Raw genomic sequence first — 24995 nt, forward strand, 5'->3', positions numbered from 1 at the left:
GGCGTGAAAGCCGCCTCCGCCACGCAGATTCGCGAAGTTGCAGGTACGGGAATTTTTGCAACAGTAGATGGGCAGGCTGTATCGCTTGGCCGGACCGATCATAACATGTCACACGACGGCCTGGCGACAGTGTTGCAGGTTGATGCCCGTGATGCCTTTGTCGTGCATCTGTCCGACCAGTTGCGGCCAGAGGCGGCGGCCACGTTGCAGGCGTTGAACCGGCTGGGCATTGCCTCATCGATTCTTTCAGGCGACCGCGCGGAATCGGTGGCCCCGATTGCACGGGCTTTGGCAATGACAGCGCAGACATCCATGCAACCTCAGGACAAGCTGGATGCAATCGCACGGCAAACAGCGGCCGGGCACAAAGTCTTGATGGTGGGTGACGGCTTGAATGACGGCCCTGCGCTTGCCGCTGGCTACGCTTCTATCGCGCCCGCTTCCGCCAGCGATGCAGGCCAGAATGCCGCTGATGTGGTGTTCATGGGGGACGCCCTCAGCCCCGTCGCCACGGCAATCCGCGCTGCTCGAAAAACGCAAAAGATTGTACGGCAGAATTTCATTTTGGCGATTGGCTATAATATTCTTGCCGTCCCGCTTGCCATAGCCGGGACAGTTACGCCTTTGATTGCGGCAGCGGCGATGTCGGGTTCCTCGCTTTTGGTAGTTGCAAATGCCCTTCGCCTCAAAAATGCGGCCAGCGGCCGATGACAGGGCTCGCCTTCCTGATCCCCGTTGCATTAGGACTCGGTCTGCTGGGCCTTGCGGGGTTTTTCTGGTCGATCAAAAATGGCCAGTTTGACGACGCCGATGGCGCCGCTATGCGCATTTTGATCGAGGATGAAGACAACGAATGAGGCGAGTTGTCGGCCTGTTCGCAATCCTGATTTTGACCCTGCCGCCAGTGCCGGCACAGGGTAAATCGATCATGGTAGGAGTTTGCGGTAAAGGGGATATTCGCGTGTCAATTCCGTTCAAACAACCGCTGCCCGGCGAAGGAGGAAATCACGGCTGCTGCCAAAAAGGGTGTCACGCCGCCAGCGAACGTAAGAAAAAGACAGATGGCACGAACGAAGACGATTGCTGCTGATAAAATGAAAGCGGCGCCTCCCCCCGGAGACGCCGCCCAATGCATGGTGAATTCCGCTGACTCTCAAAAACGGAAACCCAAGCCAACCCCTACAATGAACGGATTAAGATTGATTTTCACCCGCTGTGTTCCAATGGCGGTGGTCGCCAAGCGTGCCGTGGTATCCATATCGATATATTTGACGTCAAAGTTCAAAAATAACTTCTCGTTCAAATCAATGTCGACCCCCGCTTGCGCGGCCCAACCAAAGCTGTTTTTCAAATTGACGTCGGTCTGGCCAACGGCCGTTTCCAATCCGGTAGACGCCTTTTCGGAATAGAAGATCGTATAATTGACCCCTGCCCCGACATAAGGCCGCACATTGGCTTCGGGTGTGAAATGATATTGCACCGTCAACGTAGGCGGCAATACCCACGTCGACGCCAGCTTGCCAATGCCGCCGGTGGTCCCTGTGGTACCGGATGCATTATGCTTGGTTGTCGCCGCAATCAGTTCCAGCCCGACATTGTTTGTGACCATGTGGGTGATATCAATTTCCGGCATAATGCTGTTGTTCACCGCGACCTCTTCGGTTGGAAAGGCCGGCAATATGTCGCCGGAACTCTCATTCGGGGCAACAATGATGGCGCGCACCCGGACAAAAGTATCGCCTGCTTCGGCATGGGCAATACCGCTGCTGCACATGGCGGCGCTCACCCATAATGCAAGCTTCAGAGGGAGAGATTTCATGTCGGTTCCTTTTACTGACCTTGTTGTCAATAAAGCCATATTGCACCGCAGAAATGCCCTGTCTTTGACACAGATCAAGGTGATGTACCCGTGTTCGATTAAACGGATGCCATGTGGCCTTATTATCCAGAATTATTGTCCCGGCCTGTGCCCAGATACACCAGTTACCCGACGGCCGCGGAGTTTCATGACGGCGTCGGGGCCGAAGCTTATTCCGATGCATTGGAAGCAGTCGCGCCGGGCACGCCACTTTCAGTGTATGTCCACATCCCATTTTGCAGCTCAATTTGCTGGTATTGTGGATGCAACACGGGAGCCGCATCAAAGGCGCAGCGGATGACGGCGTATCTGGAAGCGCTGGAGGCAGAACTGGCTCTGGTTGCCAAACGGATTGGTGGCAGGGGATGCTTGCGGCGAATCGCTTTTGGCGGCGGCAGCCCAAATGCGCTCTCCACAGTCGAATTTGTAAGGTTGCTTGACCGGATGATTACCGTCTTTGCCGCCGGTCAACCGGATATATCGATCGAGATCGACCCGAGGGGATTTACACCCGAATGGGCCTTGGTTTTGGCAGCTTCAAACGTGACCCGCGTAAGTCTGGGTGTTCAGACTTTTGCACCCCATGTACAAGCCTCCATCGGCCGGATCCAGCCGCTGTCACTGATTGAAAATTGCGTCTCGGCCTTGCGGATGCGGGGGATTGCGGCGATCAATTTTGACCTGATGTATGGGCTTCCCAATCAATCATTGGATGACCTGGCGGATAGTATCGAACTCGCCATAACGCTTCGTCCGACACGCGTCGCTTTGTTTGGTTATGCCCATTTACCCAATATGATAGCACGCCAAAGACGCATAGATGGCGGCGCTCTGCCGGATGCAAATTTGCGGTTCCGGCAATCCGCTATGGGCTTCGACCTTCTGGTTGCAGCTGGTTACGTCCCGATCGGTTTCGATCATTTCGCATTGCCCGAAGATCCTTTGGCTTCAGCCGCAAAATCGGGCGGCGTCAGACGCAATTTTCAGGGCTTCACCGAAGATGCTAACGACACCCTCTTGGGCTTTGGAGCCAGTTCAATCAGCATGTTGCCCGGGTTGCTGGTGCAAAACGAGAAAAATATCGGGACCTACCGCGCGCGCGTGAACGCCGGTTCATTGCCAACGGCCCGAGGTTTCATGCCGGATGCTTTAGACATAAAGCATAGCCATTGGATTGAACGCCTACTGTGCGAAGGCCATGTCGAAATCGGTCCAGATAGCCAAACCCGCCAGGCGCTGAAGCCCTTTGAAGATCGCGGGCTGACCAAATGGCGCGGCGACACCCTTTATATCGAGGACAGCGGTCGACCTTATGCGCGTTGCATTGCTGCAATCTTTGACCGGTTCCGCCAATCCGATAAAAATGGGGCGTCGCAGGCAGTTTAGCCCGGACGCCACATGATGCTTAACGGCCGATGCTGCTATAGCTGAAACCAGCCTCTTCGATTTCCGCAGCACGATAGATGTTGCGCAAATCTACCATCGCACTTCCGTTCATAGCAGACCGCAGCTTTTTCAGATCGAGCGCTCGATAAGCGTCCCATTCGGTCACCAGCGCAACTGCGTCGGCTCCATCCGCGGCGGCATAGGCACTTTCGGTCATCACTACGCCGGGAAGGATCTTGGCTGCTTCCTCCATTCCTTCCGGATCATGCGCATGGACCTGTGCACCGGCGTCCAGCAAAGTTTGCACAATCGCAATTGAAGGTGCATCCCGCATGTCGTCGGTGTTCGGTTTGAACGTCAAACCGAGCAGCGCGACTTTCTTGCCTCGCGCATCCCCGCCCAGGGCAGCGATAATCTTGCGACCCATGGCCCGCTTGCGAAGATCGTTCGCTTGAACGACGGCTTCGACAATGCGGACCGGACTATCATTATCCTGAGCGGTTTTGAGCAGAGCAAGCGTATCCTTTGGAAAGCAACTGCCGCCATATCCCGGACCGGCATGCAAAAATTTCGACCCGATACGATTATCAAGCCCAATTCCGCGTGACACATCCTGAACATTGGCACCCAGTTTTTCGCAAAGGTCGGCCATTTCATTGATGAACGTGATTTTTGTCGCCAGAAACGCGTTGGCGGCATATTTGATAAGTTCCGAAGACCGGCGGCTAGTGAACAAGATCGGCGATTCATTCAGGAATAATGGACGATAGATCGCGCGCATCGTTTCGCGCGCCCATTCGACATCACTACCTACAACAATACGGTCAGGTCGTTTGAAGTCGCCAATGGCTGCGCCTTCGCGCAGAAATTCGGGGTTGGATACAACGGCAAAATCGAGCGATGGATTGGCTTCACGGATAATGCGTTCGACTTCATCACCTGTACCAACCGGAACGGTCGATTTGGTCACGACAACGGTTTTAGGGTCGATGGCGCCCGCCAGTTCTTCGGCGGCGGCGTAAACATAGCTAAGGTCGGCATGGCCATCGCCGCGTCGCGAGGGCGTACCCACGGCTATAAATACCGCCTCGCAACCTTTCAAAGATGCCTTTAGGTCCGTCGAAAAAGAAAGTCGTTTGGCATCGACATTGGTCTTAACCAAAGTATCGAGGCCCGGTTCAAAAATCGGCATGATATTGGCGTTGAGTTGATCGATCTTGCGTGCATCTTTATCGACGCACACAACATCATGGCCAAAGTCGGCAAAGCACGCGCCAGAAACGAGCCCGACATAACCTGATCCTATCATTGCAATTTTCATACAGAATTTTCCTGGCAATAGCTTTTGTTCGCGGCCTCATTATTTCGCGAGGGCGCAAACAGCAAGCGGCTAAAAGGGATAACCACATAGCACCAAAAGAGTATCAAATAGGTTTCCACAGGTATAAAAAATCCCCGCGCATTTCAGTATGCGCGGGGATTTTTGTAAATTGGGGCTAGAAAGACCTGAGCATCATTGGGTCTTAATGACCTTATCCAGCAGTTATCTGACGCCGATAATATCCGCTGTCCCATCCCTGTCGCCGATCACCGATCCGCCACTGCGAACCGGGCCAAGTAACAGAAGTCCTGCCAGATGCGGGGTTGCCATCGATGTTCCGCTGATCGTGTTATATCCACCGGCCAGCCATGTGGACCGGATGCCAACGCCGGGCTCGGAGAAATCCACAGGCGGGTTACCGAAATTCGAGAAAGAGGCGAACACGTCACCCGTCCCGAATGCAGATACAGTATATATATTCGGTCCGTTCACCCGGCCGGGTGAGCTGCTCGTTGCATTGGCACTTTCATTTCCTGCAGCCAAAGCAAAACGTATGCCCTTGGCAGCAGCCGCAGCAACAGCATTATCCAGTGCCTGGCTGATACCACCGCCAAGGCTCATATTGGCAACATCGCCGGCTGCTGCATTTTGTGACACATAATCCACACCAGCAATAACGCCCGACGTTGATCCGCTGCCTTTTTTATTAAGCACGCGAACCGCAACCACTTGGGCACCGGGTGCAACGCCCACTACGCCGATATTGTTATTCAGCGCAGCAATCGTGCCCGCCACATGGGTGCCGTGGCCATTTTGGTCATCGGGGGTCAATCCGGCAATGAAGCTGCGGCTGCGGACCCGGTCTACATTGAGATCGGGGTGCGCCAGATGTATGCCGGAATCGATAACCCACGCTGTCGCATAATTACCATTGGTACCCCCACCGACACGGGTGATGCCCCACGGAGTTTGTTGTGCTGCCGAGGTAGGAGGTGGTGGAGGTGGAGGTGGCGGTGGTGGAGGTGTTGGCGAAGGTGGCGGGGTTGGCTTGACGCCGTCGGGTCCGCCTTTGCGCGCTTTACCTTCTACCAACGCATAAACGACATTTCCATTTTCATCGCGCGGCGTCACGGTAACTACGCGATCCGCCTCACAAAATGCGATTTCGCTGTTGCGAGCCTTTAGGCCGTCGATGCCAGTCTTGCTCATCTCGGCGGCAAAGCCGCGGACTGCATCGCGATAAACATGTTTCAGTTTTCCGCCACCATCACGCACGGCACGGTCAGCTTTTCCTCCCACGTCGGCTTTGGCAACAGCATTACCCTTGAATACACAAATATAGCTATCAGTTATAGGATCGCCAGCACGGTCAGCCGACGCCGGACTTATAGCAATAACGGAACAAGCGGCTATCGCTGTTCCAAAATAAAAATGTCTCATGACTAAACGCTCCGAAAATCAAAAATCTATCTTAATAAAGACTGATAGTCTTTAAGAGATTACTCTAAACCATAGCAACACTATATATAATGAGCGTAATTAACTCCTCAAATCTAAACAATTCTTTATCCATTTTTATGTGAATTTTCATTTAACAAAGTTAATTGATCGCCTGTTCACCCAATTCCGGCGCATTGGGTCGGCGACAGTTTACAGCATCAGGTCAGCGATCTTCTATCAGGATGCTATATGTATGTTAATCAGAGCTAAGTAGATGATCAGAGTTGGCGCAAAGGGGGTAGTCCAATAAAGACGGCCTATCCCCCCAATATCAATCGCGCCGCGACCACCAAGGGCGCTATATCGTTCGCGTAAGGCGTACAGCTGAATTTAGCCGTTTTCCGCAACCGGAAAGACGCAATATATTGAAATAAAGAGGGTAATCTAATGTCCAATGCTATCATCAGCTCGAACCATACCGGACAGGTCGGTTATTTGCAGGGTCGCCCGATGAGCCCGGCTCCGCAGAATTTTACCACAATGGAAAGCTCTGGCATCGGAGAGTTTACCAATGTCTTGCTCCGCCATAAAAAATTGGTGTTGAGCATCATTGCAACGATCACGCTCAGTGCATTTGTCTGGCAGATTACCCGCCCAACGCTCTATAATTCCACCGTCTCGATGCAAGTCGAATTGATTGACTCGGTCGGCGTCAACCAAGCTGACATCATGGCAAAGAACAATCAGCGTATTGCAAACGAAGTCAAACTGCACCGTTCACGCGCCGCTGCCGAAAAAGTTGTGCGCGATCTGGAACTATATGATCGCATTGATTTCAAAAAGGATATGGGAAAAGAGGCCGTTGGCGGCAAGAAACAGAAAATCCGGCAGGCCGCGAGCACGCTGATGCAGATGTCGGAGATCACTTCGCAGGAAGGTTCGGATCTGGTTGAAATTACCGTGGAATCCCGATCGGCAGAAATGGCCACATTGATTGCAAACCAGTATCCACTTTCGGTGCAATCAATCCGTATCAAAAAATCTGAAGAACGCAGCAACGAATTGCTGGCGTCTTTGACAAAAAAGCAGGAAGAAACGGCGAAACGTGCTGAAGATACCGCCAAAGCAGTTTCCGATTTCAGAATTGCCAACGGCATGCTTTCAGGGGCAGCCGGTAATGAAGACCTTAATCAGGTTAACCGGATCCAAAGCGAAGCCATTTCGGCTTCAGCTTTGAGCGCTGGATCCTCTTCACGAAGCGCGGGTGTGGCGGCAGCCGCCGGTATGCGGAGCACAGCTGGTGCAACCAATGCATCTACGATGGCGCTTGAAAAGCAGGAAGCAGACCTTACTTCCCAGCTCGCCAGCAAATCTGAAACTTTCGGCAACAGCCACCCGGAAATCATTACGCTTTCCGCTGCGCTTGGTCGCGTCCGTCAAGACCTTGTCCGCGAACGCAGCCGCGCGGCATCTGACGCGGCGGCAGTGGCAAGTGCAGAAAGTGCACGCATGGCCCAGATCGCGCGCAGCGATGCGTCCGGCGATGCGGCACGTGCGGGCCAGTTAAAGGCGCAATTGAACGCACTTACCGGCAAGGCCTACAACAACATCAGAAACGTTGTTGAACTGGAAACACTTTCCCGTCAGGCCGAACAGGCGGTTAAGGCTTACAACCAGCTTACCGAGCGTGTTTCGGAAATTCGCGCCAAAAACCCGCTAGAGGGTGTGAACACAACAGTCGTTTCACCGGCATCGGTGAATGACGATCCGGTATCGCCGCAACCTTTCAAAATCACCACAATGGCGCTTTTGGCTTCAGCAGTGTTGGCGTTTCTTGTCGCATTCGCCATCGACTTGTTCGACAACAAGCTGCGTAATTCGGCTCAAATCCGTAAATTCTTTGGCTTGCCGACCTTTGGAATGCTGCCCTTCATCAATGCTGACTTCGGAAACAAGATTGAGGAAAGCCCGGTTTTGCAAGACCCCCAATCCCTGTTTTCGGAAGTCGCCCGTGCGGCCTATTTCGATGTCAATGCTCTCAGCACCCCTAACCAGTGCCAGACGGTTCTGATTACATCACCTTTACCCGGCGACGGCAAGTCGGTGGTGTCTGTTACACTGGCCGCCGCCGCAATGGCGGTCGGCAAACGCGTCGCGGTTATCGACCTTGACCTTCGCAAGACCGGCTTGATCCAGCAAATGAAGCGCGCTGATACGCCCGATTTGATCGAAATCCTGAAAGGTCATGTCGATTTTGCGAAAATTGCGCCGCCGATGTTACCCGCCGACAGCGATCTGGACCAGATCGACACCGAAACGGCTGTCGACACCAGCCGTATCGCCCTCATCAGCGCGACGAAGCCTGTGGCAGAACCCGCTCGCTTACTCGGATCGCGCGCCCTGCAAATCCTGTTGGCGGATTTGCGTAACAAGTTCGATTTCATCGTCATCAACGCACCAGCGACACTCGCGGTGAAAGATGCCCGGACAATGTGCAGCTTTGCCGACCATACTGTCGTTGTGGCGCGTTGGGGCAAGACCACGATTGACCAGATGAATGCCACGATGGAAATGCTGGGAACCAACCGCGTCGCCGGCGTTATTTTCGACCAGGTCAATTATGAAGAACATGCCCGTGGCCGTTATGGCGATGCAATCCAATATTATTGGGAATCAGCGAGCTATTACTCCGACATAGGTCGGACACGGTCGAAAATGCCCACATGGTTCAACCGGTTCTTCGGCAAAAAATCATATCTGGATTAAACCTGTTCCTGTAAATCCAGGGCCACATGGCCCGTTGTATAGAAAATAAGGTCAAGGTCTTGCGTATAGCTGTCATTAGCGACATCCATTCGGCATATGCGCCTTTTGAACAGGCGTTAGCCGATGCAAAGGCGGCAGGTTTTGACCAGCTGATATTGCTGGGTGATCTGTTCACATATGGCATTGATCCGCGGCCATGCGCAGAGTTGGCGGCAAACGCAATTTCTCAAGAGGGTGCGCTGCTCATCGGCGGCAATCACGACCAGCTCTATGTTGATCTGGAAAACGGAGAGAATTCCTACTTTGACCGATTGCCAGACTGGATCGGGGAATCTGTTACCTGGACATGGTCGCAATTAGGTAAGCATTGGCCGAACGATTTGCCGATGCTGGAAGAATGGCACTATGGCCCTTTGCTCTTGGCCCATGCCAATCCGTTTGGCTATGGCGACTGGACTTATATGTCGGGGGATACCGAAATGGCGCGGGCTGCATCGGTCTGCGCGCAACGGGGATTCCGATACGGCGTGTTCGGCCATTTGCACCGCAGTCGGCACTTTGTCGATAGTTTCGCCGAAATTCATGTCGTAGGTTCGGTCGGACAACCCAGAGCGTCCGAAGACCGGGTGCCGCAATGGGCCATGCTTGAATATCTCAACGAAAAATTGACACTTGTCAGGCATAATATTGCCTTCGACGCACCGGCGCATTGCGCCAAAATTCAGCGACATCCCGATCTTTCGCCGGGCACCAAAAACAGATTATGTGGATTTTTTGAATCATGAAAATTGTAGTTACAGGTGCCGGCGCCGTTTTGGGTCAGGGAATTATAAAATCGCTTCGGTCGGCAACTTTGCCGAGCCATATCGTTGCGCTTGATCCTAACCCCCTGTCGGCGGGGCTGCATTGGTCGGACAGTTCGCACCTGATACCGATGGCTACCGACGATGAATATGAAAACCGGATTGAGGCGATACTTGATGTGGAACGGCCCGATGCGGTTCTTGTAGGTACGGACGTCGAACTGGCCATATTCTCCAAAAAGCGCGCCGAGTGGGAACAGCGATTCAAAACCCATATTCTGGTTAGCCCCGAAAACGTGATCGAAATCGCCGACGATAAATATCAAACTGCACAGTTTCTGGAACAGCATAAGCTATCCAACCCGAAATCGGTTAAAGCAGAGGATGCCGACGCATTGCGCCAATTGGTGGAGGAGATTGGCTTTCCACTGATCGTCAAACCCCGGCGCGGTGCGCGCGCTGTCGGAGTTTCCAAAGTCAATAATCAGACCGAGTTGGACGATACTATCAAGGGTCGGCATGACCTAGTGGTTCAGCAAATGGCAGGCGCCGATGATCAGGAATATACCGCCGGTGTGCTGTTTTTTGATGATCGCGTTCAGGCCTCGATTGTCCTGCGCCGAGACTTGCGAGACGGAAACACCTACAGGGCCTATTCGGGCAATTTTCCGGATTACGAGAAATATGTGCATGAACTTGCGGACGCCTTGAAACCGCATGGCCCGACCAATTTCCAGTTTCGGGTGGATGCGCATGGCGTCCCCCGCCTTTTTGAAATCAACGCCCGTTTCTCCGGCACGACACCCATGCGGGCACTGTTTGGCTTCAACGAAGTTGATCTCTGCCTGCGCAAATTGATCCTGGGTGAGGAAATTACCCCGCCCGTTATCCGTCACGGTACCGTCATACGGTTTTTGGAAGAACAGTTCCTCGGCTCCGACCAAATCGCAGCAGTGGGGCAATCGTGACAGCGCAGAAAGTCGCCGTTACCGGTGCAAGCGGCGCAATGGGAAGCCGCCTGGTCGGACTGCTGGAAGACGGTGGATTTGACGTAGTGGCGTTGCAGCGCGACTCTAGCTTTACACATACGGGCAAGGTAACCGTGCGGCCGTTCCAGTTGACCGACACGGTCGATCGCATCGCTCAACAATTGGAGGGCGTCGACCAGCTTGTTCACTTGGCCGCGATCAGTTCCAGCAAAGTCGCAGGGGCCGAAGGTGACTCCAGTCTTTGGACAACCAATGTTCTTGGCACGCAACGCCTGATCGACGCGATGGTTATGGCAAACATAAAGCGGTTTGTGTTGGCGGGGGCTGCCAATGTTTACAGAACCGACTTGATTGAAGCATTTGAAGATTCCGCTTTCGGTCCGCAATCACGCATACTTTATCTCGCATCAAAAGCGGCACAAGAATGGCTGGCGGCAAGCATGTGCCAGGAAAACGAGATCGATCACGCCATATTGCGCATTTCTTCGGTCATCGGTGATGGGCAAAGCATCGTGGACAAGCTCGCGCGCGACCTCGCGCGGGGTAATCCGGTAAAAATTCACGATGGGGCCGCCTTCGGCGCTGATTTTATCGACTGTGAAGATGTGTGCCTTGGTCTGCTGCTGGCGGTCGAAACGCGCTTGAACGGTGTATATAATCTGTCTTCGGGCAAGAGAACGGAGCTAATTGATATCGTCATGAAGCTGGCCGATTTCCTAAACTGCCCGCCAGATGCAATCCAGATGGTTCATGCCAACCGTCCGCCCGACATAGGCTTCCCGGCAATCAACAGTGACCGGCTGCAGAATTTTGGATTCATGCCAAAACCATTGGCGGATGTTCTGCAGCGCATCGCACAAAAAGCGCGTTCACATGAGGTTGTGCCGTGAAACTCATTGTTGATTTCACGCGGCGCCTATTGGCAGTGGTGGCGCTGATAGCTCTGATCCCGGTTAATCTGGTGATCGCGCTGCTGTTGCGATTGCTCCAAGGCAAGGGTGTGTTGTTCCGACAGTCACGGGCCGGATTGGGCGGCGCGCCTTTTACACTTGTGAAATTCCGGACAATGCGAGATTTGCGAGGTGCCGACGGCCAATTGCTCGACGATGCTGATCGGGTTACCGGGATCGGTACATTTTTGAGAAAATCACGGCTTGATGAGCTGCCAAGTTTATGGAATGTCGTAACCGGTGACATTGCAATTGTCGGTCCGCGACCCTTGCTTCCCGAAACTATCGCTGGCCTTGGTGAGCGCGGTGTTCGCCGCGGCTCTGTCCATCCGGGTCTTACCGGATGGGCGCAGGTTAGCGGCAACACTCTGTTGTCACTCGATGAAAAAATCGACCTTGATTTGTGGTACATTGAAAACGGCAACTGGCAGACAGATCTTGCTATCATCGTGTCGACTATAAGCGTGATGGTCTCGGGCGAAAAACGCAAGCGTCGTCCTGTATAGCAATTTCCTAAACCAAAAAAAGCCGGAGCACCTTTTCGATGCCCCGGCCTTTCACTAAATTCTCCCTCGCGTCAGAAGCGCCTATTCGGCAGCAACCTGAACGTCATCGAAGCCCATTTCGTCGTCCAGTTCCTTGACATCATCTGCGACAACTTGAACGCCATTGTTGAAGGCCCAGATCGCAGCTTGCGTGCGATTGCTGACACGCAATTTGCGCAAAATCGCCTTCACATAGACCTTTACAGTTGCTTCGCTAATTTCAAGCCTGCGGGCGATGACCTTGTTGGCATGACCAACCAGAAGATAGCGCAACGTGGTGATTTCACGGTCCGACAATATGCGTGAAACATCAGGATTACGGGCCAATTGCGGCGCTTGCGAGCGTTCTTCCATCCCGGAAAGATGTTTTGCAAGCTGGCTCGGCATGACCTTTTCCCCCATTGCGACCAATCGCAACGACTTCATAAGTGCTTCACAGCTGATCTCTTTGACGATGTATCCATCGACGCCGAACTTAAAGGCATCAACGACTTCATCGAGATCGAACTGATCCGACAGCACAACTGTACGCGATTTCGGAAAGCTGGTGTTCAGTGCTTCCAATTCGCTTTCGAGATGGTCTGTCGTGCTGTTGTCGAGAATGAAAAGATTGGGCGATTCATCATTGGCATTTGTGAGCAGGAAAGATGTTCCACTTTCGACAGATGCCTGTACCGAAAAATTTTCTTCGGCGAGAATGCGGCGGAGGCCTTCACGAGCTAGAGAATTCTTGCCCACTACAACGGCTGATAAAACTGTATCGATCATCAAACGTACCTTGTCCAGAAGCTATCACGTTTGCGACCCACGAAAACTTTTACTTTTGAGAGTTCCTTAAATTTATCTAACTTCAGTCGGGCTGTCGACTCCCAAAAGCCCATTTTGGGGCAAATTTTGCATTTTTTTGCATGTGCGAAATAACCATTTAAGTGTCTGATTATTATAAGAATATTTCAATTCTTTGTACGAAATCATCAGTGTCGTACCATAATGAGACAGTCATATAATTAAACGTAAATGGACGAAATTGCCTAATCGGGATCACTTTCAAAGTGTGATTCGGTTTGGTGATTCGCACGTTAACCAAGTTTAGATTTCCACTTTCCGTAGCAGAAATCAATATGCACTTCGGTCTATATTGCTGAAATCTTGAGAGAACCAGAAATTATAACTTGAGATATAGTCCCTTATTTCACCTATATCGACACAAAAGTGTCAAAATACAGAAAGCCTCTCCTGAAACGGGAATATGGGCAGTATCCGCAATAGAAAAATCCATTTAAATTTAATTAAATCATGGCTCTAGTTCATGTAGCACAATACATTGCGTTACTATCTTTACAAACATAGTATTACTATATTAAAAGCACCGACGAAATTCATTAAACTTTGTGTCTGCCGATGAAATTCTATTGGGAGATACTCAAATGGAGCAAGTTGATGTTTTATATTGATAAATTATCGAAATCCGATGCATCGCATTCACTCACTGAACTTTCCGGCCAATTGAAAACGACGCTTTCGTCCGCCACGATGAAGAGGCTCGCAGGAATTCTCTGCACGACCAGTGCACTCATTGCTGTTCCGGTCATGTTACAGGCCGGCACGCCAGCAACATATAACCCATCGAAGCTGCCTGCCGGGCCTCAACGGTCTTTTCCTACCGCGGAGGGATTTGGCGCAGCGTCGGTCGGCGGTCGCGGCGGGCGGGTTATTCAGGTCACTACTTTGGCGGACTCAGGCGTTGGCTCGCTGCGTGATTGCATGATGGCCGCAGGCCCACGTACCTGCGTATTCCGTGTATCGGGAACAATAGAATTGCTTTCGCAAATAAAGCCAACGTCTGGATACCTGACGATTGCCGGACAAACCGCTCCCGGCGGCGGTGTTGCTATCAAAAACCACCCGTCGAACCTGACCGGATCACCGCTATTTTTCAACCAGCCGCATAATATCATCCGGCACCTTCGCGTCCGCCCCGGGCCAACAAGCGGGACCAAGCAAGGCTCAACCGATGCCATCACTGTGGATAGCGGTGCAGTGAACACTATTTTTGATCATGTGTCGCTGTCTTGGGCAACAGACGAGCCATTCAACACAACAAAGGCAGCGTCCAACATAACCATTCAATGGTCATTGGTGTATGAAGGGCTTAGTAAATCGACCCATGTTTCGGGCGAGCACGCAAAAGGCATGTTCCTTGAAGGCAACAACATCACCGCACACCATGTGTTTATGGCCCATGCGACGGATCGTATGCCAAATGCTGGGGTCGGCAGCCGTGTCGATTTCGTCAACCTGATTTCATACAATATGCGGGAAAAGGCACATCAATATTTCTCGATGAAGCAAAAACAGAGTGCCACCACAACCAGCTTGCCGCGTGAGGCGAATGTTATCGGGAATTGGGTTTCGATGGGACCAAATTCAATACGCGGCGCTGCGATCTATGGTGGCGACTATGACGAGCAATATTCAACCAATCCCGGCTTTGCCAAATTCTACCTTTATCAAAATATCGACGGCCGACGCCGGACGCCTGCAAATAACGAGAAAATGTTCTTCGACCCGGCCGACTGGAAATATATCACCACGCAGCCCATCGGCAATTTAAGCGTCCAGATATTTAGCCCTGCCGAACAGGCTGTCCGGGATGTAACGGCCTTTGCAGGTGCATTCCCTCGGGATGCAGCCGATGCCAGGGCGTTACAAGGATTCCTCTCTTGCGGCGGTGCCATTATCAACAGCCCTTCGCAAGTCGGTGGTTGGCCGGCACTTGCCACCGGCGTTGCCTATCCCGATGCGGACAAGGATGGCATGGATGACAATTGGGAACGCATCCGGAATATCAGCAGCGCTACCGCAGATGCCGATGGCGATGGCTATACCAATTTAGAAGAGTTTTTGAATGAACTTGCGGGCGACCAGGACTCCGCTGGCAATTTCATCAACCGGGTAGGCGCTGGGAGCGGCGCCGTGCCTGCCGTCAATTGCAATATTATCCCCTAGCCCCCAAGCTGTCGCAGGTTCTGACCCCAGGGTCAGAACCCTAGACAGCGATAGAGCAATTGACGGCGGGTACAGACCCGCCACCCATGCCCACGCGGTTTATCATATTTCCCGTGGCATCTTGATCACCAGCTAATTCGTTCAGGAATTCCTCCAGATTTGTGTAACCGTCACCGTCCGCATCGGCTGTACCCGAGCTAACGCCGCGTGCGGCTTCCCAAACATCGTCCATGCCATCACCGTCAGAGTCAGCATAAGCCGTCCCGCCGGCGAGAGAGGGCCAACCGCCCACCTGGCTCGGGCTGTCAATAATCGCACCGCGGCAATTCAGGAAATCAACCAGCACGCGCTGGTCCGAACTATCCCGCGGGAACGCCCCGGCGAAGGTCATAATATCCCTTACGCCCTGTGCAGCCGAGGAGAAGAGCTCAACCGACAGGGTTCCTATGGGTTGGCTCAAAACATAGCGCCAGTCAGCAGGATCCAGAAACAAGCGGTCATCAACAGAAGTCGACACACGGCGACCGTCAATATTTCCCGAAAGGAAAAACTGAGCGAAACCGGGATTGGTTGAAAATTGCTCGTCATAATTGCCACCATAGATCGGTGTGCCTCGCGATGAATCGGGGCCCATCGAGACCCAATTGCTCACCACATTTGCCTGACGGGTCAGACCACTCGTCGTACTGCCCTGCTTTTGAAGCATCGAGAAATACTGATGCCCGCGTTCACGCATATTATATGTTACAAGATTGACGAAATCGACCCGACTGCCGACGCCTGCATTGGGCATACGATCTGTGGCGTGTGCAATAAAGGTGTGGTGCACCGTTATATTGCTACCTTCTACAAACATCCCCTTGGCGTGTTCGCCCGATGTGTGCGTTGATTTGCTCAGGCCTTCATATACCAAAGACCATTGAACTGTGATGTTGGCCGCTGCTTTGGTCGAATTAAACGGCTCGTCGGTCGCCCAAGACAGCGATACGTGATCCAATATGGTGTTCTGGGCACCCGCGTCGATCGTAATACCGTCTGTCGAGCTTTGCTTTACACCACTTGTTTCGCCCGGCCGAATGCGGACATGCCGAATGATGTTATTGGGCTGTACCAGGAAAACAGGTGATCCAGTCAGATTTGATGGATCATTACGAATGGCAATGCCGCCGCCAGGGGCAGTTTGCCCTGCGATGGTCAAATTGCCCGATGTTGGCTTGATCTGCGACTGCAAAACAATCGTACCGGCGACACGGAAAGTACAGGTTCGCGTTCCAGATGCCATCATGCATTCGCGCAACGAACCCGAGCCTGAATCGGCCAATGTCGTCACCGGAATAACACGTCCACCGCGACCGCCTGTAGCGGCGGCACCAAAACCTTGCGCGGTCGGGAAAGCTCTCTGACGGCCATCAGGCAGTTTCGAAGGGCTAAAGATCCCGGCCGTCGGAGGTGGCGGTGGGGGTGGAGGCGGAACCGGTGGCGGGGGCGGGGGCGGAGGCGGAACCGGCGGTGGAGGTGGAGGTGGAGGTGGTGGCGACGGGGGAGGCGCAGGCGGAGGTGGCGGCGACGGGGGAGGCGTCGTCGTAGGTGGAGGCGATGGCGGAGGTGTTACAACCGGCGGCGGAGAAGGAGGAGGCGGCACAACCACGACAGGGGGCGGAGGTGGCGAGCTTGACGGAGGCGTTCCGCCTGTACTGCCGCCTGAACCGCCGCCGCCACAGCCCGAAAGGGCTAAGGCAAAGACAAGTGTAGTGGAACCGACGACAATGCGCCCGCGTTTTTGCATCGAATTGCGACCTCTGGCCATATTGATTGAAACCCGTGCCGTTATTTATTTCTGAGCATCGAGTATTCGAAGCTACCTAATAAGGTGTACGCAACTATGGTTAACATATCGCTAAAGAAACTGTGGATCGGCCACACGTTGTATTTTATCGGTCAGCCGAAAATCCTCATGAACGGCGGATTAACGAGGTTTTTCCCGAATTTTTTAAAGAACAGGGCTTAGCTGATAGCATTCAATTGGTTAGGTTCAGTTTTACCAAAAAGTCGCCAATTGTTACAGTTCAAGGTCACGGGTAACAACTATTGAACTGATGCCCCTTTTTCCTTCTTGACGTTCCAGTTGCACTACAATGTCGATGACGAACCGTGCATATTCGATAACATCCTGACGGCTTAATCCGATACCGGATTGCATCACCATCAGGGCCAGTTGTTCAATTGCTCCTCTGGGAGAATTGGCGTGGATGGTCGAAAAGCTGCCTGGATGCCCTGTATTGATGGCACGCAAGAAACTTACGGATTCAGATCCGCGCAATTCGCCCAGAACAATGCGGTCAGGCCGAAGCCGCAGCGCCGCCTGCAACAGGTCATTCGTATTGATGCGGGCAACGCCCATATCGCCTTTCATCGCCACCAAGCCAACCGAATTGGGGTGCGACAGCCGTATTTCCGGCGTATCTTCAACCAGCACAATACGTTCAGACATGGGGACCTCAGCCAGCAACGCATTCAGAAAACTCGTTTTGCCGGTCGATGTTCCGCCGCTGATCAAAATGGTTTTTCGTGCGTGTATAGCTTGCTGCAAAAAGGCAATGGGGTCGCTTTTGGCCAGTGTAATCGCTGGTTCGCTGGCGGGTGCCAATTGATTTGAAAACGCAGAAAGCGGCATTGCCTTGATCTTGTGCCGTCGTATCGCGATTATCCAGTCGCCCCGCGTTGCCGACGGTGCAATGACCTGAACACGGGCGCCGTCTTCCAGCACCGCTGACAGTAATGGATTTTCCCGGTTCACGCCCTGATTATTAACCCGCGCAATCTGCGTCGCCAGCCGTTCGATCAACCTGCTGTCAATCTGCGGCACCAGAAACCGCTCCATCTTGCCCGGGCCTGCGCGTTCGATCCATATTTCGCCCGGCCGGTTGATCAGAACCTCAGTTACATCATCCTGGTTAAGCCAAGGCTGAAGCGGCGCGAAATACGCCTCGAGGTAAGATTCGGCGACCTTCTCGGGCGCGCGGCCAAATGCGTGTTCCGGCTTCATCGTCAAAGACTGGCATCCAAGGCAGTCGAAAAATCAAGATCGCGTGCAACGAAAATCTTGACCGCCTGCCCTTGGGTAACCCGAATCGTGGGGGGAATGTTGGCATTGCTCTGCGCCGCCACAGATGCCGCGCTCGTGCCGGACGCGATGACAACGCCATCGTTTGATCGCGAACCCAATGCGCCGACGACGGACAGTAAAATTGCGGCGCCGAAACGTTGGAAGAAATGGCTGTTCACTTTACCCGGAAGGCCCGTTTCACCAGCACCATCGGTTCCGGGGGACCCGAGGTCTATCGAAACACCGTCCGGGCGTATCGCGCGGGTCCATATCACATAAGCCCGGGTCTGTCCGGCCGCGACACCGCTTTTATACTGGCCGATCAGGCGCGAACCGCGCGGCAATAACACAGTCTTATTGTCAAAGCTGCGAACATCCTGGCTGACAAAGGCCCTCGTGTAACCTGGCAGGTCGGAATTGATCGCGGTTTCGAGAACAGCGGGTATCAGCGTGCCTGCCACAATGGTTGCCGCGGGGTTTGCCATTGGTGTGGCGCTGCTGCTGCCTTCTTCACCCGCCCTCAAACCAAACAGTTCATCGTTGTTGAGCCCGATAGGTGTTGTCGGCACATCACCCGATGACCCCTGACGGCTCGCATTACGGCGTTGCAGCCGGTCTGCATATTCATCCAGAATAAGCGCGGGCGAGCGCGGGTCAGTCGTTCGCGGTTCATAGTTCGACGTCAATGCCGACGGCGACTCCACCACTGATACCGGTGGGGGCGTAACGGGCGGTATCCCTTGGCCGGGCACCCCGGTTCCGGGTTGTACGCCCATCACCGAATTGCCCAACGGATCGACCAGAGTGACGGCATTTTGTGGGACCGATGGCGGCTGCAGATCGGCAATCGCCGGCATTTCCTCTTCTTGCTTTGGCTGCGGACTTGCTGTTTGCCGTGCTTCGGTCATCAAATATAAGGTCAATGCGCCCAACGCGACTGCGCCGAACATTCCGCCCCAAATGGCAAAACCGTCTTTGCCGCGCTTTTGGCTGGCAACGACAGGAAATCTGTTGGTCGAAGCCTCTTCCAGACTTTCGCCATCCAGCATTGTCCGTGGATCACGTTCATCATGGATGCCTTTCGTGATCGTCTTCAATTCCCCGACTCCAGTTTAGTCATATTCGCGTCAGCCAGCGTAATTCTGTCCAACCTGGCCTTCGCTTTGCCAAGCCTTAGCATGATCGCGCTCGGTACGAAATCGATCACAAAATAATCATTTTGGGCGAGCTGGTTGACCAGGCTTTCGGTGCCATCGACGCTGATAGAATATATAGCCGGCGGTGACACCGTTTTGGGCCAACGCAAATAGGTCAACGTGCCATCGTCAAAAATCTCGCTTGGCCACAAATTGGCTTTACCGCTTTTGGACCAGCTGACCTTGAGATTTGACGGCGCAACGGCCGGAGTGTCGCTAATCGCCTCGGGCGGAATAGCGGTCAGGTCGGGAAATTCGGGCTCCACTGGATCAGGTGGATAAATGAACCGCAATGTGTAAATTGGTACCGCCTTTTGATCGACCGAATTCAACTCGAACAAATATGTCCGCCGGTCCGTCACAATCGTCAGATTGGTGACTTTTTTGGTCGCGATCGGCTTGATGAAAAGGATATTGGATCGCTTGTTCGGTGTGACTTGCCAGTTCGAGCCATCCCCGATTGCGATGTTTTCAATCCGCTCCTCTTCCCCGAACAGCACGGCGGTCTGGATGCCCATGACACCGGCTATCCGATAGACTGTTGCCGCAGAATAATGCCGCTCGACAACACGGCTGTCGTTCGACTGCTGCGCGATCGATGGTTGGCTTGTAAACACCAGAGCCAGCACCGCGATACAATGAGAGAATCGCATCATTTTCAATCCGCTCCCTCGCGCTTCAATCGCACGGCGCCAATGGTGGCGGGGCGATATTTGCGACCCAGTGCCTGCGTAACATCGTTGGTTTCACGTCTCGCATTTCCTGCATTTCCAATGTTGTCACCACTATTCATCGCAAAACTTCTGGTGAAGCCCGAACGTTCCGCAGAATCCGAAGATGCAGACGCCATCATGCCTTGATCCACCGCGCGCAAAATTGACTGGGTGCGCTGGTCAGGCCCCGAGTCTGACGAGGACTGTGGCGCACTTGCGGCAACCAAAGCGGATGCCGAAGCGCTCAATGCCGCGGCATTTGCAGCCGAATTGCCGTTGTCTGTCACCGAACCATTGCCGTCTGGCTCGGCCCAAGGCAACCGCCATCCTGACACCAAAGTCGTCGACAGCTTTATCGCCATCAACATGAGGGCAATGTGAACGGAGGCGGCCAAAAAGATGTTCACGGCAATCCGCATGTCAATTTCGCCATTCAGCTTTGCCAGTTCAACCACCAGTGGCCGGATAAGCGTAAGCGTACCTCCTCCCAAAAGCACAGCGAACAGGGGCGTCACGGCCAGCATCACAACCGATTTCATCCAGCCGACAAACAAGCCACGGGTTCCGGAAAACAGAGCAAGAATAATGAAAACCGGCCCCAAAGCCAACATCAGGGCCAGTGCCATGCGCGAAACAATGAGCACCCCGACGGTGCCGAGCAGCAGCATCAACGCGCCGAGCCAAAGCAAATCACCCTCGGCAGACATGACACCCGTCGCAGCCTCCGGCCCGGCGCCTGCACCGCGGGACTGCAATGCCACCTGGGCTATTGCCTGAAACATGATGTCGAGTTGCCGCGAGAACATGTATGTTGCACTGCCCTTGGTATTCAGCAGTATCTTGGCAAGTTCTTCCGGAGCCCCCAGGGCGATATTAAGTACAAAGCTCTGATAGCCGATCCAGCTTGTCGCAAATGTTAGTATCAATCCAAGGCCGAGAATTTTGGGCGGAAGCCCCGACAGACGGCCACGGCCACTCAGCAACCGAAAGGCGATAAGCGCGACATAGATCGTCAAAATGATCGTCAGCGCCCAACCCAATGCGCCGCCGGGTCCGAAGAAGCGGTTGAATGCATATTCAATAATACGCTCGCTGTTGCAGTCGATATACTGCAACCCTGCGGTAATGCCTTTTTCTTTCAGGCCGGTCGGTTGGCAGAATTGGCTCATTGGGCGAATTCCGTCAAATCCAGCAAGATATTCGGATCACCCGGCCATGGTGTTTTGGTCAGATATTCATACCAGTTTTCCGGTTTGTCGCCGTGGCTCAGGCGCAAACTGTCCAAGGCACGCACGCTCGATTCCCGGCCGGACAAAATCGTCAACATGTCGGGCATTTGTCCCAGATCCAGCCGGACGACGACGCTGTGATTGGGCTTGCGGATTAAAAAGCAACGGCTGTGCACAGGCAAAGTGCGAATGAGCGAAAGTTCATGATCACTCAACCCGAATCCACCACAATAATCTTCGGCTTTTGCCCGGCTGTTGGGCATGAAAATCTGCGTCGCGGTTTGCTCGACAATGGCAGAAGACACCTTGCTGTCCAATGCATCACGAGCGCTTTGCGTGCCAAATCCGACGATGGCGTTGCGTTTTCGCAATGTCTTGAGCCAGTCGCGAAGGCGGGCGGCAAAAACGGGATCGTCCAGAACTTTCCAACCTTCATCAATCATGATCATCGCCGGGCTGCCATCAAGCCGTTCATCGACGCGGTGGAAAAGATACATCATGACAGCTGTGCGGATCGCAGGTTGATCCAGCAGCGCGGTCATATCAAACCCGATAATCCTGTTTGAAAGGTCCAGCCCGTCATCGCTATTGTCGAACACCCACCCGCGATCGCTATGATCGAGCCAGGGCCGAAGGCGCGATTGCAAATCGCCTTCTTCAGGGCGCCTAGTCCCGCCCAATAGATCGCCCAAATGGCGCAAGGTCCGAAGATGCAGCCCCTGTTCAAAATTTGCATCGACAGCTGCGGCAATTACCGTTTCATCGGCGGGCGAAAGCCCCCCGCGTTCCGGTGTAAGCAAACAAGCCAGCCAGTCGCGCAAAAACGCCCTGTTCAGCGGACTGTCGGGTAACAATAACGGGTTAAACCCGGTCGCGACGCCGGGGCGCAATTCCACATAATTTCCACCCAGCGAGCGCAAGAAAATCTCCGCGCCGCGATCCTTGTCGAACAATATCGTGCGCGGCTCCAACTTTTGCGCCTGTGCCGTGAGGAAATTCATTACGACAGTCTTGCCCGACCCCGAAGGCCCGATAAGGCTGAAATGGCCCAAATCGCCTTCATGGAAATTGAAGAAATAGGGCGTTGCACTGGTCGTTTCGAATATCGTGATCGCGTCGCCCCAATGATTGCCTTTGGGTTGGCCCATTGGAAAGCCGTGCATCGATATGAAGCTTGCCGCGTTGCTGGTCGAGATCATCGCACCGCGTGCGATGAACATTTCATTCCCCGGAAACTGCGCCCAAAAGGAAGGTTCCAGATTGACATCCTCGCGCACGCCGATCGATCCGAAATCCGCAAGCGCGGCGACAGCTTTAGCGGCTGCCTTGTCAAGAGAAGGTATGTCATCGGCGCGGACCGACAACGACAAATGATGCATTCCAAAACCGATTTGACCACCAATCAACTGATCTTTGGCCGCCAGCATTTCCCTGCGTTCACCAGCAACATCTTCGTCGGTTGCCTTTAACCGCCGCAACGACAAATCGATGCGTTCCTTGGCGACTTGCCGGTCTACGGGCGCAAAACTTTCTGTCAGGGCGAATTCATGCGGAAGGCGCAACACATCGTCCAATATGCCAACCCGCGTTTCGCCAGGATAATCCTTGACCGAAATCATCGCGGCAAATTCGGAACCACCAGCACCGCGATACTCAATGGTGTCGAGCCCGAAACTCACCCGCTTATAAGGTATGTGATTTCCCAGATCGACATCGTCATCGGGTTTCAACACCGACCGCATTTCACCATTGTATAGCGCCGCCAAAAATTCGAGCGGTTCGGAACAGGTGCCGCCTTCGCCCTCATAACAGCCCAGATCGCGCACGCCATATTGCTGCAATGCCGCGCTCAACCCGATTACAGCACTATCGAGGTCCCTTAATTCTTCCTGGAAAATGGCATCTTGATGATTGCGATTGAACCGGCGACGCAACCGTTCGAGCAGGCCTACCTTGCCCCTTGGCGGACGGCGCAATACCGTCAGAAAAAGTTCGTTGGCGAACAATGTTCTTTTGGCCAGCCGATAGGTCCATTTTTCCTGCAAATGCGCGGCAAATGCACCCGAATAATGCGAGGGCATTTCGGCCGATACGCGCCGCCGGATAACATGGTGATAGACAATGAAACGAGCGTCGAGCGTACTGCGTAAAATTGTTTCACGCACGGCCTGGGTGTGGTTCAGATGGTCTGCATCTTCGGTTTCAAAGGGAAGTCCATTCAGGTGCAGGACACGCATCAGGCTGCCGTCACGCAATTGCAGCGTCACGTCATCAACATGCCGGCGATAGGGCAAACGATCCCCGGCACGCTGTTCATATTTTCCCCATGCTGCGGGACCCCGCCAAGCCATCATTTATTCCATTTCACGGTGCGTAACTGTTGCAACCCCAGCGTTTCCAATTTCTAACGCGTGGTGTTCGCGATACTTTTGTAATCCATAAATCAAAAAACCGGGGCTCCCGAAGGCACGCCAGATACCCGATAACATGCACAATCAGCGCCACGCCCAAAGCCCAGAAACTGCGGGTAATCAAAAACGCTTCGGTTGAAATCACTCCATTGATGACAAAAAAGCTATAGGTGACACCCGCAAACATATGCGGTCGCGTTAGCGAGGTAAAAATGGGGGCCTTGCTGAGCGCCACTGTTCAACCTGCGCCCGCTGCGGATTGGATGCCCGACACAATGGCGACCGCACCGAACAGGATGAAACAGCCCAACACAACGGTCATTCCGTAGCGCCAGTTCATCCGTCCGGTCAGCATCAAAAAGCCGACGGCAGCAACCGCAACGACGGCCGCCGCGGTCGCGACATTGCCCAGCAAGGTTCCTTGCAACCATTGGGCTGCCCGGACAATCGGGCCGCTACCGGCGGGATCTTGCTGCGCGAAAGCGGGCGACGACAACAACGCCATCGGCCACAATATTGCCATTCGTTTAAGCAGGTTTTTCATATCTTCATTCCTCCAAAGCACCGCCCCATGCCACACGCTGATATATCGCATCCACATATTGGCGGGTTTCCGCAAAAGGCGGCACACCCTGATATTGAACAACACGCGCGGGGCCGGAATTATAAGCTGCCAAAGCCAGGCGGGTGTCGCCATTAAACTTGATCAGCATGGATTTCAGATATCGCGCACCGCCGTCAAGATTGGCGACGATATCAAAGGGATTAACACCCAGCTGATGGGCCGTGCCCGGCATCAATTGAGTGAGGCCAATTGCCCCCTTGGGCGACCGGGCCGAAGGGTTCCAGCGGCTTTCTTGCCAGATCAGAGCCTCGAACAACACAGGATCTATGGCGTGCTGCTCAGATATCGTCGTGACAATTATTTTCCAGTTCGGCGGCATTATTTTTCGCATCACCAAAGGTGAATAGGCCGCATCGTCTTTGTCTTCGATTCGGGAACGTTCATTGCCCGTTATCGGTTGAGTTAAAGTTGGCTTTAACATAGTATTACTATGTGTACCAATTTCATACACTTGAGCTAACAAACGATTAGGCGCAGCCAAAGTAATACCTGTAAACAACAGGAATTTAACGAGATATAGATAGTTGGCTCGATAAAAAATCATTATCCGCGGCATAAGACTTTCCACAAAATTGGCAAGTATCATAGCCGCAAATCAACCGTCATTATCGTGATAAAGCACTGATTTATTTCTTTTGGACATTAGGG

General features: G+C 53.4%; 23 protein-coding genes. 10 read left to right on the forward strand and 13 right to left on the reverse strand.

Annotated features, from left to right (window positions below; genetic code table 11):
- The 3 genes from ACKVOS_RS10030 to ACKVOS_RS10040 all read left to right on the forward strand — a co-directional run.
- On the forward strand, positions 1–711 hold a 711-nt coding region (locus ACKVOS_RS10030), incomplete at its 5' end, for an HAD-IC family P-type ATPase (protein WP_409211874.1).
- Complete coding sequence (ccoS, locus tag ACKVOS_RS10035; RefSeq protein ID WP_409211875.1) at positions 708–857, forward strand: cbb3-type cytochrome oxidase assembly protein CcoS; 150 nt, start codon at positions 708–710, stop codon at positions 855–857. The genes ACKVOS_RS10030 and ccoS, both read left to right, overlap by 4 nt.
- Positions 854–1090 (forward strand): hypothetical protein, encoded by a 237-nt coding sequence (locus tag ACKVOS_RS10040; protein ID WP_409211876.1) that lies wholly within the window; start codon positions 854–856, stop codon positions 1088–1090. The genes ccoS and ACKVOS_RS10040 overlap by 4 nt, the downstream gene beginning before the upstream one ends.
- Positions 1091–1153: 63 nt before the next feature.
- Here the strand turns inward: ACKVOS_RS10040 and ACKVOS_RS10045 are convergent, their stop codons facing one another.
- Positions 1154–1819: an OmpW/AlkL family protein gene (locus ACKVOS_RS10045; protein WP_409211877.1), complete on the reverse strand. Its 666-nt coding sequence runs from the start codon at positions 1817–1819 to the stop codon at positions 1154–1156.
- 147 nt (positions 1820–1966) lie between these two features.
- On the opposite strand from ACKVOS_RS10045, the gene hemN reads away from it, so the two are divergent.
- Positions 1967–3244, forward strand: a complete 1278-nt coding sequence (gene hemN, locus ACKVOS_RS10050; RefSeq protein WP_409211878.1) for an oxygen-independent coproporphyrinogen III oxidase — start codon at positions 1967–1969, stop codon at positions 3242–3244.
- Positions 3245–3263: 19 nt separating this feature from the next.
- Here hemN and ACKVOS_RS10055 read toward each other — a convergent pair whose 3' ends face one another.
- Both ACKVOS_RS10055 and ACKVOS_RS10060 read right to left on the reverse strand, forming a co-directional pair.
- On the reverse strand, positions 3264–4565 hold the full coding sequence (locus ACKVOS_RS10055) for a UDP-glucose dehydrogenase family protein (RefSeq protein WP_409211879.1): 1302 nt from the start codon (positions 4563–4565) through the stop codon (positions 3264–3266).
- 222 nt (positions 4566–4787) lie between these two features.
- The gene (locus tag ACKVOS_RS10060) at positions 4788–6005 is read right to left on the reverse strand and encodes a S8 family serine peptidase (RefSeq protein WP_409211880.1); all 1218 of its coding nucleotides are present in this window, start codon (positions 6003–6005) and stop codon (positions 4788–4790) included.
- A gap of 447 nt (positions 6006–6452) precedes the next feature.
- Between ACKVOS_RS10060 and ACKVOS_RS10065 the strand changes: the two genes are divergently transcribed.
- From ACKVOS_RS10065 to ACKVOS_RS10085, 5 genes are read left to right on the forward strand one after another with little or no spacing between them, the layout of a single operon-like run.
- Entirely contained in the window at positions 6453–8771 is a 2319-nt protein-coding gene (locus ACKVOS_RS10065; protein ID WP_409211881.1) for a GumC family protein, read from the forward strand.
- Positions 8772–8797: 26 nt separating this feature from the next.
- Positions 8798–9556 carry a metallophosphoesterase family protein gene (locus ACKVOS_RS10070; protein ID WP_409211882.1) on the forward strand — a complete coding sequence of 253 codons (759 nt, stop codon included), beginning with the start codon at positions 8798–8800 and terminating at the stop codon, positions 9554–9556.
- Positions 9553–10542 carry an ATP-grasp domain-containing protein gene (locus ACKVOS_RS10075; protein ID WP_409211883.1) on the forward strand — a complete coding sequence of 330 codons (990 nt, stop codon included), beginning with the start codon at positions 9553–9555 and terminating at the stop codon, positions 10540–10542. The genes ACKVOS_RS10070 and ACKVOS_RS10075 overlap by 4 nt, the downstream gene beginning before the upstream one ends.
- Positions 10539–11453 carry an NAD-dependent epimerase/dehydratase family protein gene (locus ACKVOS_RS10080; RefSeq protein WP_409211884.1) on the forward strand — a complete coding sequence of 305 codons (915 nt, stop codon included), beginning with the start codon at positions 10539–10541 and terminating at the stop codon, positions 11451–11453. Before ACKVOS_RS10075 ends, ACKVOS_RS10080 begins: the two co-directional genes overlap by 4 nt.
- Entirely contained in the window at positions 11450–12019 is a 570-nt protein-coding gene (locus ACKVOS_RS10085; protein WP_409211885.1) for a sugar transferase, read from the forward strand. The genes ACKVOS_RS10080 and ACKVOS_RS10085 overlap by 4 nt, the downstream gene beginning before the upstream one ends.
- Positions 12020–12100: 81 nt before the next feature.
- On the opposite strand, the gene ACKVOS_RS10090 is transcribed toward ACKVOS_RS10085, so the two are convergent.
- Positions 12101–12826 carry a LuxR C-terminal-related transcriptional regulator gene (locus tag ACKVOS_RS10090; RefSeq protein ID WP_409211886.1) on the reverse strand — a complete coding sequence of 242 codons (726 nt, stop codon included), beginning with the start codon at positions 12824–12826 and terminating at the stop codon, positions 12101–12103.
- 672 nt (positions 12827–13498) lie between these two features.
- Here ACKVOS_RS10090 and ACKVOS_RS10095 point away from each other — a divergent pair.
- Positions 13499–15067 (forward strand): hypothetical protein, encoded by a 1569-nt coding sequence (locus ACKVOS_RS10095; RefSeq protein WP_409211887.1) that lies wholly within the window; start codon positions 13499–13501, stop codon positions 15065–15067.
- Between the two features lie 40 nt (positions 15068–15107).
- On the opposite strand, the gene ACKVOS_RS10100 is transcribed toward ACKVOS_RS10095, so the two are convergent.
- From ACKVOS_RS10100 to ACKVOS_RS10140, 9 genes are all read right to left on the reverse strand, one after another.
- Entirely contained in the window at positions 15108–16352 is a 1245-nt protein-coding gene (locus ACKVOS_RS10100; protein WP_409211888.1) for a hypothetical protein, read from the reverse strand.
- Between the two features lie 774 nt (positions 16353–17126).
- On the reverse strand, positions 17127–18113 hold the full coding sequence (gene virB11 / locus ACKVOS_RS10105; RefSeq protein ID WP_409211889.1) for a P-type DNA transfer ATPase VirB11: 987 nt from the start codon (positions 18111–18113) through the stop codon (positions 17127–17129).
- Positions 18114–18115: 2 nt separating this feature from the next.
- Complete coding sequence (locus ACKVOS_RS10110; RefSeq protein ID WP_409211890.1) at positions 18116–19270, reverse strand: TrbI/VirB10 family protein; 1155 nt, start codon at positions 19268–19270, stop codon at positions 18116–18118.
- Positions 19267–20025 (reverse strand): TrbG/VirB9 family P-type conjugative transfer protein, encoded by a 759-nt coding sequence (locus ACKVOS_RS10115; RefSeq protein ID WP_409211891.1) that lies wholly within the window; start codon positions 20023–20025, stop codon positions 19267–19269. The genes ACKVOS_RS10110 and ACKVOS_RS10115 overlap by 4 nt, the downstream gene beginning before the upstream one ends.
- Positions 20026–20027: 2 nt before the next feature.
- Positions 20028–21251, reverse strand: coding sequence for a type IV secretion system protein (locus ACKVOS_RS10120; protein WP_409211892.1), 1224 nt, complete (start codon positions 21249–21251; stop codon positions 20028–20030).
- Positions 21248–23665: a VirB4 family type IV secretion/conjugal transfer ATPase gene (locus tag ACKVOS_RS10125; protein ID WP_409211893.1), complete on the reverse strand. Its 2418-nt coding sequence runs from the start codon at positions 23663–23665 to the stop codon at positions 21248–21250. The genes ACKVOS_RS10120 and ACKVOS_RS10125 overlap by 4 nt, the downstream gene beginning before the upstream one ends.
- 10 nt (positions 23666–23675) lie before the next feature.
- Positions 23676–23957: a type IV secretion system protein VirB3 gene (locus tag ACKVOS_RS10130; protein ID WP_409211894.1), complete on the reverse strand. Its 282-nt coding sequence runs from the start codon at positions 23955–23957 to the stop codon at positions 23676–23678.
- 3 nt (positions 23958–23960) lie between these two features.
- Positions 23961–24266 carry a TrbC/VirB2 family protein gene (locus ACKVOS_RS10135; RefSeq protein ID WP_409211895.1) on the reverse strand — a complete coding sequence of 102 codons (306 nt, stop codon included), beginning with the start codon at positions 24264–24266 and terminating at the stop codon, positions 23961–23963.
- Between the two features lie 4 nt (positions 24267–24270).
- Positions 24271–24891, reverse strand: a complete 621-nt coding sequence (locus tag ACKVOS_RS10140; RefSeq protein ID WP_409211896.1) for a lytic transglycosylase domain-containing protein — start codon at positions 24889–24891, stop codon at positions 24271–24273.
- Positions 24892–24995: the final 104 nt, after the last annotated feature.

This window comes from Sphingorhabdus sp. (assembly GCF_046154385.1).
GTDB lineage: Bacteria > Pseudomonadota > Alphaproteobacteria > Sphingomonadales > Sphingomonadaceae > Sphingorhabdus_B.